Source organism: Agrobacterium sp. MA01 (genome assembly GCF_009650195.1).
In the GTDB taxonomy this organism is placed as follows: Bacteria; Pseudomonadota; Alphaproteobacteria; order Rhizobiales; family Rhizobiaceae; genus Allorhizobium.
Map to the genome: position 1 here is coordinate 1,331,633 of NZ_CP045854.1, position 15,950 is coordinate 1,347,582.

Annotated in this window: 12 protein-coding genes, 3 tRNA genes and 1 riboswitch; of the genes, 13 read left to right on the plus strand and 2 right to left on the minus strand. The window is 61.0% G+C overall.

Annotated elements, in window-relative coordinates:
• The first annotated feature begins 45 nt into the window (after nucleotides 1-45).
• The 5 genes from clpX to GH983_RS06480 all read left to right on the plus strand — a co-directional run bounded on the left by clpX (nucleotide 46) and on the right by GH983_RS06480 (nucleotide 8,310).
• The gene (clpX, locus tag GH983_RS06460) at nucleotides 46-1,323 is read left to right on the plus strand and encodes an ATP-dependent Clp protease ATP-binding subunit ClpX (RefSeq protein WP_054150608.1); all 1,278 of its coding nucleotides are present in this window, start codon (nucleotides 46-48) and stop codon (nucleotides 1,321-1,323) included.
• A gap of 458 nt (nucleotides 1,324-1,781) precedes the next feature.
• On the plus strand, nucleotides 1,782-4,199 hold the full coding sequence (gene lon, locus GH983_RS06465; protein ID WP_054150609.1) for an endopeptidase La: 2,418 nt from the start codon (nucleotides 1,782-1,784) through the stop codon (nucleotides 4,197-4,199).
• Between the two features lie 206 nt (nucleotides 4,200-4,405).
• Nucleotides 4,406-4,681 carry a DNA-binding protein HupB gene (gene hupB, locus GH983_RS06470; RefSeq protein ID WP_006727558.1) on the plus strand — a complete coding sequence of 92 codons (276 nt, stop codon included), beginning with the start codon at nucleotides 4,406-4,408 and terminating at the stop codon, nucleotides 4,679-4,681.
• Between the two features lie 140 nt (nucleotides 4,682-4,821).
• Nucleotides 4,822-4,975, plus strand: a riboswitch (FMN riboswitch).
• Nucleotides 4,976-5,110: 135 nt separating this feature from the next.
• Nucleotides 5,111-6,013 (plus strand): DMT family transporter, encoded by a 903-nt coding sequence (locus tag GH983_RS06475; RefSeq protein ID WP_054150610.1) that lies wholly within the window; start codon nucleotides 5,111-5,113, stop codon nucleotides 6,011-6,013.
• A gap of 98 nt (nucleotides 6,014-6,111) precedes the next feature.
• Nucleotides 6,112-8,310: an esterase-like activity of phytase family protein gene (locus GH983_RS06480; protein ID WP_153761969.1), complete on the plus strand. Its 2,199-nt coding sequence runs from the start codon at nucleotides 6,112-6,114 to the stop codon at nucleotides 8,308-8,310.
• Nucleotides 8,311-8,390: 80 nt separating this feature from the next.
• Here the strand turns inward: GH983_RS06480 and GH983_RS06485 are convergent, their stop codons facing one another.
• Nucleotides 8,391-9,377, minus strand: a complete 987-nt coding sequence (locus GH983_RS06485) for an aldo/keto reductase (RefSeq protein WP_153761970.1) — start codon at nucleotides 9,375-9,377, stop codon at nucleotides 8,391-8,393.
• Nucleotides 9,378-9,518: 141 nt separating this feature from the next.
• Between GH983_RS06485 and GH983_RS06490 the strand changes: the two genes are divergently transcribed.
• The 6 genes from GH983_RS06490 (at nucleotide 9,519) to GH983_RS06515 (ending at nucleotide 15,282) form a co-directional block, all read left to right on the plus strand.
• Nucleotides 9,519-9,683 carry a DUF2256 domain-containing protein gene (locus GH983_RS06490; RefSeq protein WP_153761971.1) on the plus strand — a complete coding sequence of 55 codons (165 nt, stop codon included), beginning with the start codon at nucleotides 9,519-9,521 and terminating at the stop codon, nucleotides 9,681-9,683.
• A gap of 32 nt (nucleotides 9,684-9,715) precedes the next feature.
• Complete coding sequence (locus GH983_RS06495) at nucleotides 9,716-11,035, plus strand: MFS transporter (protein WP_153761972.1); 1,320 nt, start codon at nucleotides 9,716-9,718, stop codon at nucleotides 11,033-11,035.
• A 130-nt stretch (nucleotides 11,036-11,165) separates the two neighbouring features.
• Nucleotides 11,166-12,575 carry a UDP-glucose/GDP-mannose dehydrogenase family protein gene (locus GH983_RS06500; RefSeq protein ID WP_153761973.1) on the plus strand — a complete coding sequence of 470 codons (1,410 nt, stop codon included), beginning with the start codon at nucleotides 11,166-11,168 and terminating at the stop codon, nucleotides 12,573-12,575.
• 95 nt (nucleotides 12,576-12,670) lie between these two features.
• On the plus strand, nucleotides 12,671-13,408 hold the full coding sequence (locus GH983_RS06505) for a GntR family transcriptional regulator (protein WP_153761974.1): 738 nt from the start codon (nucleotides 12,671-12,673) through the stop codon (nucleotides 13,406-13,408).
• A gap of 97 nt (nucleotides 13,409-13,505) precedes the next feature.
• Nucleotides 13,506-14,408: a dihydrodipicolinate synthase family protein gene (locus GH983_RS06510; RefSeq protein WP_153761975.1), complete on the plus strand. Its 903-nt coding sequence runs from the start codon at nucleotides 13,506-13,508 to the stop codon at nucleotides 14,406-14,408.
• A 151-nt stretch (nucleotides 14,409-14,559) separates the two neighbouring features.
• On the plus strand, nucleotides 14,560-15,282 hold the full coding sequence (locus GH983_RS06515) for an NYN domain-containing protein (protein ID WP_153761976.1): 723 nt from the start codon (nucleotides 14,560-14,562) through the stop codon (nucleotides 15,280-15,282).
• An 18-nt stretch (nucleotides 15,283-15,300) separates the two neighbouring features.
• On the opposite strand, the gene GH983_RS06520 is transcribed toward GH983_RS06515, so the two are convergent.
• Nucleotides 15,301-15,376: transfer RNA gene (locus tag GH983_RS06520), tRNA-Val, on the minus strand.
• A gap of 336 nt (nucleotides 15,377-15,712) precedes the next feature.
• Between GH983_RS06520 and GH983_RS06525 the strand changes: the two genes are divergently transcribed.
• Nucleotides 15,713-15,789 (plus strand) — tRNA-Asp (locus GH983_RS06525).
• 64 nt (nucleotides 15,790-15,853) lie between these two features.
• Nucleotides 15,854-15,930 (plus strand) — tRNA-Asp (locus GH983_RS06530).
• Nucleotides 15,931-15,950 lie beyond the last annotated feature (20 nt).

Genomic DNA, 15,950 nt, shown 5'->3' on the forward strand with positions numbered 1-15,950 from the left:
CCCTGCCGTGACTGCGGTGGCGCGGCGTGCTGGAAGGATAAAGACATGAGCAAAGTCAGCGGAAGCAACGGCGGTGACTCCAAGAATACCCTTTATTGTTCCTTCTGCGGCAAGAGCCAGCACGAGGTCCGCAAGCTGATTGCCGGACCGACGGTGTTCATCTGCGATGAATGCGTCGAACTCTGCATGGATATCATCCGCGAAGAGAATAAGTCTTCGATGGTCAAGTCTCGTGACGGCGTTCCCACGCCGCAGGACATCATCAAGATCCTCGACGAATACGTGATCGGTCAAAAGCAGGCGAAGAAGATCCTCGCTGTGGCCGTGCACAACCACTACAAGCGCCTTTCGCACGCCTCCAAGGGCGGCGACGTGGAACTGGCGAAGTCGAACATCATGCTCGTCGGCCCGACCGGCTGCGGCAAGACCTATCTTGCCCAGACGCTTGCCCGCATCATCGACGTGCCCTTCACCATGGCGGATGCCACGACTCTGACCGAAGCCGGTTATGTCGGTGAAGACGTCGAAAACATCATCCTGAAGCTCCTGCAGTCGGCAGATTACAACGTCGAGCGCGCCCAGCGCGGCATCGTATACATCGACGAAGTCGACAAGATCTCCCGCAAGTCGGACAATCCCTCGATCACCCGCGACGTATCGGGCGAGGGCGTCCAGCAGGCGCTTCTGAAGATTATGGAAGGCACGGTCGCGTCCGTTCCTCCGCAGGGTGGCCGCAAGCATCCGCAGCAGGAATTCCTGCAGGTGGATACGACCAACATCCTGTTCATCTGCGGCGGCGCCTTTGCCGGCCTCGACAAGATCATATCCGCCCGCGGCGAAAAGACCTCGATCGGTTTTGGCGCAACGGTGAAGGCGGAAGACGATCGCCGTGTCGGCGAAGTTCTGCGTGAACTCGAGCCGGAAGATCTCGTCAAGTTCGGCCTCATCCCGGAATTCATCGGTCGTCTGCCAGTCCTGGCGACGCTTGAAGACCTGGACGAAGATGCACTGATCCAGATCCTGTCCGAGCCGAAGAACGCGCTTGTGAAGCAGTACCAGCGCCTGTTCGAAATGGAGGACGTCGAACTGTCCTTCCACGAGGACGCGCTTCGCGAGATTGCCCGCAAGGCGATCACCCGCAAGACCGGTGCCCGTGGCCTTCGTTCGATCATGGAAAAGATCCTGCTCGACACGATGTTCGAACTGCCGGAACTGGAAGGCGTCCGCGAAGTCGTCATCTCCGACGACGTCGTCAACGGCAATTCCCGCCCGCTCTACATCTATGCCGATCGCCAGGAAGAGAAGGCCAACGCCTCCGCCTGATCGTTTCGGATCGATTGCAGCGAAAAGCCCGCCCTTGTGGCGGGCTTTTCCGTTTCGGGCGATCTTTTTTGGTGCTGCCTGTGGTTATCTCCGGAGCCCTTGTCCATTTACGGTATTCGCTGTTGTCAGGCCCGTCGATTGGGCTAGAACAGGGGCGAGTGAACGCTTGAGTTCTGCGTCGCCGTTACCGCGTATCCGCGTTCCCGATCATCCATGCGACGACCGGCTGCCTTTCAGGCGACGAAGTGACGCGCATGGTTCGCATCAGGTCCGCAATGTAGTGTGAAAGCGGGCAGGTTCTGTCATGCTGATGTCACAGATTCGGCGCGGGCACAGGCGGCAGGCTTGAATTGGCGGGAGCGCCACTCCACTTGTTGGAGGATCGAAAAATATGCCTGATGCCTCTTTTGGGTCGGCATGGAGTCCCGGTTTCCCCGGGACGTTTGAAAGGAAGTGAAATGACGAATACGTCAGCTGCAAACGAGGTGAACACCTATCCGGTGCTGCCTCTGCGCGACATCGTGGTGTTTCCTCACATGATCGTTCCGCTGTTCGTCGGTCGTGAAAAGTCCATTCGCGCTCTGGAAGAGGTGATGGGCTCCGACAAGCAGATCATGCTGGCCACCCAGATCAACGCAAGCGACGATGATCCGGCCCCGGACGCCATTTACGAAGTCGGTACTGTTGCCAACGTCCTGCAGCTGCTGAAGCTGCCAGATGGCACCGTGAAGGTGCTGATCGAAGGCCGTGCACGCGCCAAGGTCGAAAGCTACACCGGCCGCGAAGATTACTACGAAGCCAAGGCGAGCATCCTCGCCGAGCCGGCAGAAGATGCGGTCGAGATCGAGGCCCTGTCCCGCTCCGTGGTTTCCGAGTTTGAAAACTACGTCAAGCTGAACAAGAAGATCTCGCCTGAGGTCGTCGGCGCCGCGAGCCAGATCGAGGATTACTCGAAGCTCGCCGATACGGTTGCTTCGCATCTCTCCATCAAGATCACCGAAAAGCAGGAAATGCTGGAAACGGTGAGCGTGAAGACGCGTCTGGAAAAGGCGCTCGGCTTCATGGAAGGCGAGATCTCGGTTCTCCAGGTCGAGAAGCGTATCCGCTCGCGCGTCAAGCGCCAGATGGAGAAGACGCAGCGCGAATACTACCTCAACGAACAGATGAAGGCGATCCAGAAGGAACTCGGCGACGGTGAAGACGGCCGTGACGAGATGGCCGAACTGGAAGAGCGCATCGCCAAGACCAAGCTTTCCAAGGAAGCCAAGGAAAAGGCCGATGCCGAGCTGAAGAAGCTGCGTCACATGAGCCCGATGTCGGCGGAAGCCACCGTCGTGCGCAACTATCTCGACTGGCTGCTGGGGCTTCCCTGGGGCAAGAAGTCCAAGGTCAAGATCGACCTCAACGCGGCTGAAAAGACCCTCGACGAGGACCATTTCGGTCTCGACAAGGTCAAGGAACGCATCGTCGAGTATCTCGCCGTTCAAGCGCGTGCGACGAAGCTGAAGGGCCCGATCCTGTGCCTCGTCGGCCCTCCGGGCGTCGGCAAGACCTCGCTCGCCAAGTCGATCGCCAAGGCAACCGGCCGCGAATACGTGCGCATGGCGCTTGGTGGTGTGCGTGACGAAGCCGAAATCCGTGGCCACCGCCGCACCTATATCGGCTCGATGCCCGGCAAGATCGTGCAGTCGATGAAGAAGGCCAAGAAGTCCAACCCGCTCTTCCTGCTCGACGAGATCGACAAGATGGGCATGGACTTCCGTGGCGACCCGTCTTCGGCCCTGCTTGAGGTGCTGGATCCGGAACAGAACTCGACCTTCATGGACCACTATCTCGAAGTGGAATATGACCTGTCGAACGTCATGTTCGTGACGACCGCCAACACGCTGAACATCCCGGGTCCGCTCATGGACCGTATGGAGATCATCCGTATTGCCGGTTACACCGAGGATGAGAAGCTTGAGATCGCCAAGCGGCACCTGCTGCCGAAGGCGATCAAGGAACATGCCCTGCGGCCGGAGGAATTCTCCGTTGCCGACTCGGCGATCCTGGCGATCATCCAGCAGTACACCCGCGAAGCTGGCGTTCGCTCCTTCGAACGCGAACTGATGAAGCTCGCCCGCAAGGCCGTGACCGAAATCATCAAGGGCAAGGTGACCTCGGTTGCCGTGACCGGTGAGAACATCAACGAATATCTGGGCGTCCCGCGCTTCCGTCATGGCGAAGCTGAGGGCGAGGACCAGGTGGGCGTTGTCACGGGTCTGGCCTGGACGGAAGTGGGCGGCGAGCTGCTGACCATCGAAGGCGTCATGATGCCCGGCAAGGGCCGCATGACGGTCACGGGCAACCTGAAGGAAGTGATGAAGGAATCGATCTCCGCTGCGGCATCCTATGTCCGTGCGCGCGCCGTCGATTTCGGCATCGAGCCTCCGCGCTTCGACAAGTCAGACATCCACGTTCACGTTCCGGAAGGCGCAACCCCGAAGGACGGTCCGTCCGCCGGTATCGCCATGGCAACCGCCATCGTCTCCATCATGACCGGCATTCCGGTCTCGAAGGATGTCGCAATGACTGGCGAGGTCACACTGCGTGGTCGCGTCCTGCCGATCGGTGGCCTCAAGGAAAAGCTGCTTGCGGCGCTTCGTGGCGGCATCAAGAAGGTTCTGATCCCGGAAGAGAATGCCAAGGACCTGGCTGACATTCCGGACAACGTGAAGAACAACATGGAGATCATCCCCGTGTCCCGCATGGGCGAAGTGATCCGTCATGCGCTGGTTCGCGTGCCTGAACCGATTGAATGGGACGGAACCGTTGAAACGCCGGCCATTGCGGTGGTCGATGGGACCGACGAAACCGGTGCAACAGTCGCTCACTGAGGCAAATCTGCCATAAGTGAGCCACAAAGCTCCAAAACCGACAAAAAGGCTGGCATTTTTGCCAGCCTTTTTTGTGAAAAGCCGCTTAAAAGGCTTGTTTTCCGGGGCTTTCGGGTGCTTTTGAGTTGCGAAGGGCAGAAGCTTTCGTATTCTCCGCCCGACTTAATCATTTGAGTCGTTTCATACCAATCAGAAAGGGTGGAAACATGAACAAGAACGAACTCGTATCCGCGGTCGCCGAGAAGGCTGGCCTCACCAAGGCTGACGCTGCCTCTGCCGTTGATGCCGTTTTTGAAACGGTCCAGGCTGAACTGAAGAACGGCGGCGACATTCGTCTCGCTGGCTTCGGCGCCTTCACCGTCGCCCGTCGCGAAGCCTCCAAGGGCCGCAATCCGTCCACCGGCGCTGAAGTCGATATCCCGGCTCGCAACGTGCCGAAGTTCACGGCCGGCAAGGGCCTGAAGGACGCTGTCAACAGCTGATCCGTCGTGACCGTCGCCACCCTTCGGTGCCGATGGTCAGCTGACACCCTGGTTAGCCCGGCCTCTGTGCCGGGCTTTCTTTTTGCGCTCTTGCGCTGCAGCATGGGCTGTCATATTTCTGTTGCGCCGGATTGTCCGGCATTCGTTCTCAGGGCGGGGTGAAACTCCCCACCGGCGGTAAGGAGGAAACTCCAAGCCCGCGAGCGCCTGGTCTTCTCTAAGGGAAGGGCAGGGTCAGCAGATCCGGTGTAACTCCGGAGCCGACGGTTAAAGTCCGGATGAAAGAGAATGAGGTCAGGCTGTGCCCTGCATCCGCGTCACGCGGATCTGTTGGGCGTTGCTGCGCAGGTCCGTGCCCGTCCGGGCGCGGTTTTTCGTCGTCCTCATCTGTCCTGATTTGTGTTGGTCCTTTGGATAAGGAAAAATGACATGAATCAGAGCTCGGTTTCTGTTCTGCGCTCCCGGGCCGTTGTCGGTGCCGGTTTTATGGTTTTGGCAGGCGTTGCCTTTGCCATTCTCAATGTCGTCACCCAGTGGCTCTCGATGACGCTCGGCTTTCCGCCGGCTTCAACGGCCTTCTGGCAATATGGCTTCGCTCTTGTCCTCTCCCTTCCGCTGCTGTTCCGGCTCGGTTTGAAGGCGATGAAGACCGCCTATCCCGTCCGCCACATCCTGCGCGTCCTGCTCGCGGCCTTCGGCGTCCAGGCATGGGTAACCGGCCTTGCCACTGTACCGATCTGGCAGGCGATCGCGCTCGTCATGACCTCGCCCTTCTTCATCATCATTGGTGCGCGGCTCTTTCTCGGCGAAACCGTCGGTCGTGATCGCTGGCTGGCGACGCTGACAGGCTTCGTTGGCGCGATGATCATCCTGCAGCCTTGGTCGGACAGCTTCACGCTCGCCGCCCTGCTGCCGGTTCTCTCTGCGCTTCTCTGGGGCGGTTCCTCGCTGATCATGAAGAACCTCACCCATTACGAGTCTCCGGAGACGGTGACCGTTTGGCTTCTCGTGCTGCTGACGCCGATCAACTTCGGCCTTGCTGCAGCATCCGGCTTTGCCATTCCTGAAGGTTTGGCGCTCTGGCTGCTTCTCGCAGCAGGTCTTCTGACAGCCATCGGCCAGTATCTGCTGACGCTCGCCTACAATGCGGCGGATGCCGCCTATGTTCAGCCCTTCGACGACCTGAAACTGCCGCTCAATGTTTTTGCCGGCTGGCTCGTCTTCGGCTATGCGCCGAGCGGCTATCTCTGGCTGGGCGCTCTTCTCATCCTCGGCGCATCACTCTTCCTGATGCTGCGCGAGGCTGGCAAGGAAGTTTCGCCTCAACCCTGAACCGATGAAAAGTGGGTTCATTCCCGCCTTGTCATTCGACTGTCATCGGACTGCCTCAGAACCCTCTTGTTCCATTTCTGGATACTGGAGGTTTCCCGATGACCCATGGTCTCTCCCGCGTCGCCCTGACGGCGGCGCTTTTTGCATCCGTGGCCCTGCCGGCCGCAGCCGAACAGGTTTTCAACCGTATTGCCGCTTTCCCGGTCGCCACCAATCTGCCGGCTGACAAGGACAAGCTTTCCACCACCTCGGCCGAGATCATCACGGCCTCGGAAGACGGCAATACCCTGATCTATTCCGACAGCCCGCTCGGCGGCATCGGCTTCATCGACATCACGGACGCCAAGGCGCCGAAGGCCGCCGGTGTGCTGATGATGGACGGCGAACCGACTTCTGTTTCCGTCGCCGGTGGCAAGGTTCTCGTCGGCGTCAACACGTCCGAGAGCTTCACCAACCCGTCGGGCAAGCTCGCGATCGTCGACATCGCCGGCAAGACCGTCGAGGGCACCTGCGACATCGGCGGTCAGCCGGATTCGGTTGCTGTTGCCAAGGACGGCTCTTTCGTCGCGATCGCCATCGAGAACGAGCGTGACGAAGACGTCAACGACGGCGCCCTGCCGCAGATGCCGGCCGGTGACCTCGTCATCATCTCGCTGAAGGATGGCGTTGCCGATTGCGGCACCATGAAGCGCGTCGCATTGACCGGTCTCGCCGAAGTCGCCCCAGAAGATCCGGAGCCGGAATTCGTTTCGGTCAACAGCCTCGGCGAAATCGCCGTCACGCTGCAGGAAAACAACTACATTGCCATCGTCGACGGCAAGACCGGCGAAGTGAAGAGCCACTTCTCCGCCGGTACGGTCGATCTGACGGGCATCGACACCAAGTCGGATGGCGCGCTGAAGTTCACCGGCACCAAGGACGGCGTTCCGCGCGAGCCCGACGCCGTGAAGTGGCTCGATGACAATCGTCTTGTCATCGCCAATGAAGGCGACTGGAACGGCGGTTCACGCGGTTTCACCATTTTCGACAAGACCGGCAAGGTCGCCTACGAAGCCGGCGCCTCGCTCGAAATGGCGATCGCCCAGATCGGCCACTTCCCGGACAAGCGCGCCCGTTCCAAGGGCGTCGAGCCGGAAGGCCTGGAAGCCGCAACCTTCGGCGACCAGAACTATTTCTTCGTTCTCGCCGAGCGTTCCTCGATTGCCGCCGTCTACAAGGACACGGGCGCCGAGCCTGAACTCACCCAGCTCCTGCCGTCGGGCGTCTCGCCGGAAGGCGCAGTCGCCATCCCATCGCGCAACCTTCTGGTAACCGCCAACGAAGTTGATCTCGGTGAAGACGGTGGCGCGCGCTCTCACGTCATGCTCTATGAACTGGCTGAAGGTACGCCCGCCTATCCGATGATCCAGTCGGCCATGGTCGATGGCGCACCGATCGGTTGGGGCGCTCTCTCTGGCCTCGTCGGCGATGCCGAGAAGGTCGGCACGCTCTATGCCGTCAACGACAGCTTCTACGCCATGCAGCCGACGATCTTCACGATCGATGCAACGCAGAAGCCGGCTGTCATCACCTCAGCCCTGCCGATCACCCGCGGTGGCGCTGCGGCCCAGAAGCTCGACCTGGAAGGTATCACGCTCGACGGCAAGGGCGGCTTCTGGCTGGCTTCCGAAGGCGATGCTGCCAAGCTCGTCGGCCACGGCCTCTACAATGTCGACGCCAAGGGCGAGATCAAGGCCGAGATCGGCTTGCCGGTCGAACTCCTGGCCAGCCAGACCCGCTTCGGTCTCGAAGGCATCACCTCTGTCGGCACCGGCGACGACATGACGCTCTGGATGGCCGTTCAGCGCGGATGGGGCGATGACGAGAAGGGCTCGGTGAAGCTCCTCTCCTACAACCCGAAGTCCAAGGAATGGGGTGCCGTTCGTTATCCGCTGGAAGCGGCTGGCGAAGGCTGGGTCGGTCTGTCGGAAATCACCGCCCATGGCGACCACGTCTATATCGTCGAGCGCGACAACCAGATCGGCGATAACGCCAAGCTCAAGAAGCTCTACCGCGTCGCGATTGCCGATCTGAAGCCCGCCAAGATCGGTGAAGAGCTCCCGACGGTTGCGAAGGAACAAGTCCATGACTTCATCCCGGACCTGAAGGCCGCCACCAATGGCTATGTCGTCGACAAGCTCGAAGGCTTCGCCTTCGACGCATCGGGCAAGGCCTTTGCCGTGACCGACAATGACGGCGTGGATGACTCGTCTGGCGAGACCCTGTTCTGGGAAGTGAACCTTCAGGGCACCAACTGATCGAAAGATCGGGCCAGCTGAAACAGAAGAGGCCGGGTGATCGCTCACCCGGCCTCTTTTCATGTCGTCACCGGTGCGGATTACCAGCGATGATGCACATGCGGTGCGATCAGCCGCTCATAGACCTCGCGCGACGCCGCCATGACATCGGCAGAAAGCGCTGCAAGGTCCGAGGCCGCCGCATTGGCCTTGGCCTGCTCGCCATTGCGGGCGCCGGGAATGACGACCGTGACGGCCTCATGCATCAGGATCCAGCGGAGTGCAAACTGCGCCATGGAGGTGCCAGCTGGCACCAGCTTGCGCACTTCCTCGACGGCCGCGAGCCCCGTCTCGAATGGCACGCCGGCAAAGGTCTCGCCCACGTCGAAGGCTTCGCCATTGCGGTTGAAGTTGCGGTGGTCTTCCGCCGCAAACTGCGTGGCTGCGGTGATCTTGCCCGAAAGCAGGCCGCTTGCCAGCGGTACGCGGGCGATGACCGCGACGTTGCGGCGCCTGGCCTCCTGGAAGAAGAGGGCAGCCGGGCGCTGGCGGAACATGTTGAAGATGATCTGCACCGAAACGACGCCCGGATACTCGATTGCCTTCAGCGCTTCCTCGACCTTTTCGACCGAGACGCCGTAATGCTTGATCTTGCCGGCCTTGCGGATCTCTTCCAGCCCCTCGAACATCTCCTGGCGATAGTAAACGTCGGTCGGTGGGCAATGCAGCTGCACCAGATCGAGAGTATCGATTTCGAGGTTCTTCAGCGACCGATCGATGAAGGCTTCTATATTCGCCTTGGTATAGCCATCGGCCACATGCGGGTTGAGCCTCCGACCGGCCTTGGACGCCACCATCGGCCGCTTGCCGCCACGCGCCTTCAGCACCTCGGCAATGATTTTTTCCGACCGACCGTCGCCATAGACGTCTGCCGTGTCGATGAAGGTCATGCCGGCATCGAGCGCCGCATTCAGCGCAGCACGGCCGTCGGCCTCGGATACCTCGCCCCAGGATCCGCCGATCTGCCAGGCGCCGAAGCCGATATCGCTGACGGTGAATTCCGTCCGGCCGAATTTATGTTCTCTCATCGTGATGTCTCTCCCGTGATTGCGGTTTCGAGCTAGCAAGTGGGGCAGGGGGTGGCAAGCTTCAACCGCTCTAATCTCTTGAAGTGATCCGCTACCGCCGCCCATGCGAAATGGGAGGTGAAATTCAAACGCGAGCCCCGCATGCCCAAGATGATCCGCAAGGGCGATCTGCCCCAGAAAACCTGTCCCGTCTGCCGCAAACCATTTGCCTGGCGCAAGAAATGGGAGCGGGACTGGGACAATGTCATCTACTGTTCGGAGCGCTGCCGCCGCACCGGCAAAACCGTTAACTCCGACAAGCCGTAGACCTTTCCAGAGAGTTCAGTGATCGGATCCCCATGACAGACCAGGCCCCGTCGTCGAAGCGCCTTGCTTTCTACGCGCTTCCCGCAATCCCGATGGCCGCCATTGCGCTGCCCTTCTACATCGTGGTGCCGACCTTCTACGCCGATCACTTCGCCCTGTCGCTCGCGACCATCGGCACGCTGCTGCTTGCCATCCGGCTGGTCGACGCGATCACCGATCCCCTGTTTGGCTGGCTGTCCGACCGTGTCCGCTCTCGCTATGGTCGCCGCCGTTTCTTCTTCGTCATCTCCACGCCGCTGACGGCGCTCGCTGCCTTCATGCTCTTCTGGCCGCCGGAGGACGCGGGCGTCGGTTATCTCGCCTTTTGGGGCGTGGCGCTCTCCATCGGCGCCACCTGGTCGCTGCTGCCATATACCGCCTGGGGTGCGGAACTCGCGACCGGTTATCAGGCCCGCGTGAAGCTGTCGGCCTGGCGCGAGGGCGCCACCTTGATCGGCTCGCTGATCGCGATCACCCTGCCATTCGTCGGCGGCTTGGACACGGCAGCCGGCTTTCACGGCCTTGCCTGGGTCGCCGTCTTCATTGCCGTCGCGCTACCCTTAGCGGGACTGCTGGCGGTGGCCGTGGTGCCGGAACCGATCGATCTCTCACAGCGGAAGCTCTCGTTGCGGGAGGGCTTCCGGCATCTGCGCGCCAATGGTCCCTTCCTGCGACTGGTCAGCGCCTTCCTCTTGAACAGCTTTGCGAATGCGATCCCAGCTTCGCTCTTCATCTATTTCGTCGGCCAGCGTCTCGATGCGCCGGCTATGCAGGGGCCGCTGCTCTTCACCTATTTCCTCTGCGCCATCGCCGGCGTGCCGCTGGCAGTTGCCACCGCCAAGCGCCTCGGCAAGCACCGCGCCTGGTGCTACGCCATGATGCTCGCCTGTGCCGTCTTCTCGGTGGCGGGTTTCCTGGGCAAGGGCGATGTGCTCGCCTTCACCGTGGTCTGCGTCGTGACCGGTCTTTTGCTCGGCTTCGATCTGACGCTGCCACCCGCGATCCAGGCCGACGTGATCGACAACGACACGGTTTCATCAGGCGAGCAGCGCTCCGGCCTTTACTTCGCCGCCTGGAGCTTCACCACCAAGCTTGCGGTGGCACTCTCCGCCGGTGTCGTCTTCCCGCTCCTCGATCTCGCCGGCTTCATCGGCAGCCAGACGGCCACCCAGACGCCCGGGGCACTCACCGCACTGACGGCCCTCTACGCCTTCCTGCCGATCCTCCCCAAGCTCGCGGCCATCGCCCTGATGTGGAATTTCTCCCTCGACGAGGCGGCCCATCAGAAATTGCGCGCAAGCCTCGGCGCCTGAAACAAGACGATTCGCTATCCGATCACCCGTCCCTGCGAGCTGGCGAGCGGCTGTCATCCAGTCGTCGTGTCTTTCGGTCACATGTGACGGCGTGAGGTTCAAGCTCGATTCTCTTCGGGAAGGGTGACGGATGCGCATTGTAATGATCGGTTCGGGATATGTGGGGCTTGTCTCCGGAGCCTGCCTGGCGGCGCTGGGTCATGACGTGGTCTGCGTCGACAAGAGCCGGGACAAGATCGAGGCGCTGCAGGCTGGAAAAGTGCCGATCTACGAGCCCGGTCTGGAGATCATCATTGCCGACAATTGTGTCGCCGGTCGCCTGAGATTCTCTGGCGATCTCGTCGGACCGGTAGCGGCCGCGGATGCGGTCTTCATCGCCGTCGGCACGCCGTCGCGCCTCGTCGATGGTCACGCCGATCTCAGCCATGTATACGCCGCCGCCCGCGAGATTGCTGCCGCGGCCACCGGTTTCACCGTCGTGGTCACCAAGTCCACCGTGCCCGTCGGCACGGGCGACGAGATCGAACGCATCTTCCGGGAAGAATTCCCGCAAAAGGACATCGCGGTCGTCTCCAATCCCGAATTCCTGCGGGAAGGTGCGGCCATTTCCGATTTCCGCCGCCCGGACCGAATCGTGGTGGGCTCCGATGACGAACGCTCCACCGAGGTCATGCGCGACATCTATGAGGCCCTCGATCTCAAGGAGATGCCGCTCTATTTCTGCGAGCGCCGCACAGCCGAACTGATCAAATACGCCTCCAACGCCTTTCTCGCGATGAAGATCACCTTCATCAACGAAATGGCCGATCTCTGCGAAGAACTCGGCGCCGACGTGCAGAAGGTCGCCAAGGGCATGGGCATGGATCGCCGCATCGGTGACAAGTTTCTCCAGGCGGGTCCCGGCTTCGGCGGGTCCTGCTTCCCGAAGGATACGCTGGCGCTGGTGAAGACGGCGCAGGATTACGACCGGCCCTTGAAGCTGATCGAGACAACGGTCGCGATCAACGAAAACCGCAAGCGGGCCATGGGCCGCCGGGTGATTGCCGCCTGTGACGGCAGCGTGCGCGGCAAGCGAATCGGTGTCCTCGGCCTGACCTTCAAGCCCAATACCGACGACATGCGCGAGGCGCCCTCGATCGCCATCATCAGAACCCTGCTCGATGGCGGCGCGGATGTGCATGTCTACGACCCCGCAGGCATGGAGGCGGCGAGGGCGGTCCTCGGTGCGGTCAAATACCGACGCAACGCCTACGAGGTCGCAGAGGGTGCGGACGCCGTCGTTCTTGTGACCGAATGGGATCAGTTCAAGTCGCTGGATCTGCCGCGTCTGAAAGATCTGATGAAATCGCCTGTCGTCGTCGATCTGCGCAATGTCTTCGACGAAGACGAGATGATCGGCCATGGCTTCCAGCTCGTGCCGCTCGGTAAGCGTCCACGCTCTGCCTATCCGGCGCGCACCCTTTTCCATGCCGTTCCGCCCGAACTGGCCTGGAGCCCGCTGCTTTGGGGCGACGATGCACCGACAGGCCAGCTGGCCTGATCGCCTGCCTGACGCGCCGTCCTCCTCGGTGCTTGACTTTAAGCGCCGTTCGTCGCTGTGCTGGCTTCAAACCGAGGCAGCAAACAGGTCGATGGATGGGCATGAACGAGACGGGTGGCACGGATGCCGACAATGGCAAGGGTGAGGGGGCACGCACCCGCGGCTCCGGTTCCGAATCGGTCTACAAGGCGCTGCGCCATGAAATCCTGACCATGGAGCGCCCGCCCGGCAGTCCGCTGGATGAAACGCGCCTCTCCGAACATTTCGGCATGTCGCGCACCCCGATTCGCGAGGCGCTGTTGCGGCTGACCTCGGACGGGCTGGTCACCAGTCTGCCGAATCGCAACACGATTGTCGCGGTCATCGACTTCTCCAGTCTGCCCACCTATTTCGAGGCGCTCTGCCTGATGTACCGCGTGACGACCCGTGGCGCCGCAAAGCGTTCCGGCGATGCCTGGATGGCCGAGATCATCCGGCAGCAGCAGGCCTTTTCCCGCGCCGTCGAGGCCCAGGACGCCTTCGCCATGATCGAGGCTAACCGGGAATTCCACGTCGCGATCGCCGAGCGCGCCGGCAATCCCTATTACACCACCTTCTTTGCCCGGCTCCTCGACGAGGGGCGGCGCATTCTCCGGCTCTATTATCAGACCTTCGACGACCGCCTGCCGCGCCGCTATGTCGAGGAGCACGAGAAGATCATCGAGGCGATCCGTTCAGGCGATGTCGAGGAGGCCGACCGGCTGTCGGTTGCCCATGCCGACCAGATCGTTCGCCAGATCCAGGATTACGTCGCCCGCAACATCGCCGCCGCAGCCGAACTTCCCGACATCTGAAGTCCTGCAATCCCGTTTCAGCGATCTCTGAAACGCGCGCCTTGATTTTGTCGACAAACTGTATACTGTGATTTGATCACTTCAACAGGAGCATCCCATGACCACCGGCTGGCACGGCGTTTTCCCCGCCGCAACGACTCAATTCCATGAAGATCTCTCGGTCGATATCGACGCCACCCAGCGCGTGCTCGACGCCCTCGTCAACGACGGCGTAAACGGCCTGATCGTCATGGGTACCTGCGGCGAGAACAACTCGCTCGATCCGGAAGAGAAGCGCACCATCCTGAAGGCCGCCGTCGAGGTGGTGAATGGCCGCGTGCCTGTTGTCACCGGCGTGTCGGAATTCGACACCCGCCGCGCCACGGCCTATGCCCGCGATGCCGAAAAGATCGGCGCCGATGGCCTGATGCTCCTGCCGGCCATGGTCTATGTGCCGAAGCCGCATGAACTGGTTGCCCATTTCAAGACCGTTGCCGAAGCGACCGGCCTGCCGATCATGCTCTACAACAACCCGCCCGCCTACCGCGTCAACATCGGTGCGGAAGTGCTGGAAGCACTTGACGGCGTGAAGAACATCAAGGCCGTCAAGGAAAGCGCCCCCGATCCGCGCCGCTTCACCGATCTGATCAACGCCTTCGGTGACCGCTACGACATCTTTGCCGGCCTCGACGACGTGGCGCTCGAAGGCCTGATGCTCGGCGCCAAGGGCTGGGTCTCCGGCCTCACCAGCGCCTTCCCGGCCGAATCGGTGGCCCTGGTCGCTGCCGCCGACCGTGGCGACTGGATGGAAGCCCGCCGCATCTACCGCTGGTTCATGCCGCTTCTGCATCTCGATGCTGAACACGACCTCGTGCAGTCGATCAAGCTCGCCGAGCAGATCATGGGCCGCGGCTCCGAGCGTGTCCGCATGCCGCGCATGCCGCTCGAAGGCGCGCGCCGTGCCGAGGTGACGGCCATGGTGGAGAAGGCGGCGGCGACCCGCCCGATCGGCGGGAAGTAAGAAGCAGAGACATTGATATGAATGAGGCCCGCTGGAGCAATCCGGCGGGCCTATTGCTAATCGGTGTTGTCGCACTTGCCAATGCGAAGCGAGTCTTCGAGGCTGAAGTCTGAGGGCAGCTTTGGCTCTGGTTGCAACGGGGAGACTTGGAATGGCACCGAACGATCGTTTGAAGCGTCTCGCCGTTTTGATTGATGCGGACAATACCTCAAGCAAGATCGCCGATGGGCTATTCGAGGAAATTGCTCGCCTTGGAGAGGCTAGTGTCAGACGGATCTATGGCGATTTCGCCAGTCCCAGATCAAAAGGGTGGATCGAAACGCTGACGCGGCACGCGATCATACCTCAGCAGCAGTTTGCCTACACGACCGGCAAGAATGCCTCTGACATTGCGCTCGTCATTGATGCCATGGATCTCCTGCTGAGCGGGCGATTTGATGGCTTCTGCCTCGTGTCGTCGGATAGTGATTTCACCCGACTCGCCTCCCGCATTCGTGAGCAGGGTGTCGATGTTTTCGGCTTTGGGGAGCAGAAAACGCCCGAGAGTTTCCGTCAGGCTTGCCGACGCTTCATCTACACGGAAAACATCAGTGTCCAGGCATCGCCGGACGATGACACGAAGGCACTCTCGCCGCTCAAAACGCCGAGCGCTGCCGTCCCGATCATCAAACGCGTCTTGTCCGACATCGACAGCGAGGAAGGCTGGGTCGCGCTTTCTGCGTTGGGGACGCAGCTCTCCAACCTCAAGTCGGATTTCGATTCGCGAACTTATGGATGTTCAAAATTGAGCGATCTGATCCGGAAGACGGGTGCCTTCGACGTCGATCAGACAGACGGAAAGGCGATGCGCATCAACCTGCGCAAGAAAAACTGAACGAAGGAAGAGAAAAAATGGTGGGCGATGAGAGACTCGAACTCCCGACATCTTCGGTGTAAACGAAGCGCTCTACCAACTGAGCTAATCGCCCGTACGCTTGACAAATCGTGTCTGCCGCGTCGGTGGCCGTGATCTATGCGGATCGCGGAAAATCCGCAAGAGTGTTTGTGCAGATTTTTTGTTTTTTTGTCATGCGGCCGATCGGGCCTTGTGGAAAACCGAGCAGAATCCTTGTTTTGCGCCTGCGGCGCGTTGTCGCGAGCAGCGAGCTTCCGATGACCCCGGGGGAGGGGCGGGGGAAAAAATCGGGCCGTCACGGTTTTGTCTCAGATGCTGCTTGACACCTCCAGATGAACGCCGTAGAGAGCCGCTCATCGAACGGCAAGCCGCTCGACGGGGATCGCCTTGAACCCCGATTTGGAAATGCGCGGGTGTAGCTCAGTTGGTTAGAGTGCCGGCCTGTCACGCCGGAGGTCGCGGGTTCGAGCCCCGTCACTCGCGCCATTCCAAAGCCTTCAAGGCATGCTGCTTCAGGCAGCGAAGACATGGGGAAATCCCCATGAAATGCGCGGGTGTAGCTCAGTCGGTTAGAGTGCCGGCCTGTCACGCCGGAGGTCGCGGGTTCGAGCCCCGTCACTCGCGCCACTTGTTTTCTCAGATCATTT

What these genes read in the sequence shown, in the direction of transcription:
- GH983_RS06495 (WP_153761972.1), top strand. Translation starts at nt 9,716, where the DNA reads ATGACAGACCAGGCCCCGTCGTCGAAGCGCCTTGCTTTCTACGCGCTT.
- GH983_RS06515 (WP_153761976.1), top strand. Translation starts at nt 14,560, where the DNA reads ATGGCACCGAACGATCGTTTGAAGCGTCTCGCCGTTTTGATTGATGCG.
- hupB (WP_006727558.1), top strand. Translation starts at nt 4,406, where the DNA reads ATGAACAAGAACGAACTCGTATCCGCGGTCGCCGAGAAGGCTGGCCTC.
- GH983_RS06480 (WP_153761969.1), top strand. Translation starts at nt 6,112, where the DNA reads ATGACCCATGGTCTCTCCCGCGTCGCCCTGACGGCGGCGCTTTTTGCA.
- GH983_RS06475 (WP_054150610.1), top strand. Translation starts at nt 5,111, where the DNA reads ATGAATCAGAGCTCGGTTTCTGTTCTGCGCTCCCGGGCCGTTGTCGGT.
- clpX (WP_054150608.1), top strand. Translation starts at nt 46, where the DNA reads ATGAGCAAAGTCAGCGGAAGCAACGGCGGTGACTCCAAGAATACCCTT.
- GH983_RS06510 (WP_153761975.1), top strand. Translation starts at nt 13,506, where the DNA reads ATGACCACCGGCTGGCACGGCGTTTTCCCCGCCGCAACGACTCAATTC.
- GH983_RS06505 (WP_153761974.1), top strand. Translation starts at nt 12,671, where the DNA reads ATGGGCATGAACGAGACGGGTGGCACGGATGCCGACAATGGCAAGGGT.
- GH983_RS06500 (WP_153761973.1), top strand. Translation starts at nt 11,166, where the DNA reads ATGCGCATTGTAATGATCGGTTCGGGATATGTGGGGCTTGTCTCCGGA.
- GH983_RS06485 (WP_153761970.1), bottom strand. Translation starts at nt 9,377, where the DNA reads ATGAGAGAACATAAATTCGGCCGGACGGAATTCACCGTCAGCGATATC.
- GH983_RS06490 (WP_153761971.1), top strand. Translation starts at nt 9,519, where the DNA reads ATGCCCAAGATGATCCGCAAGGGCGATCTGCCCCAGAAAACCTGTCCC.
- lon (WP_054150609.1), top strand. Translation starts at nt 1,782, where the DNA reads ATGACGAATACGTCAGCTGCAAACGAGGTGAACACCTATCCGGTGCTG.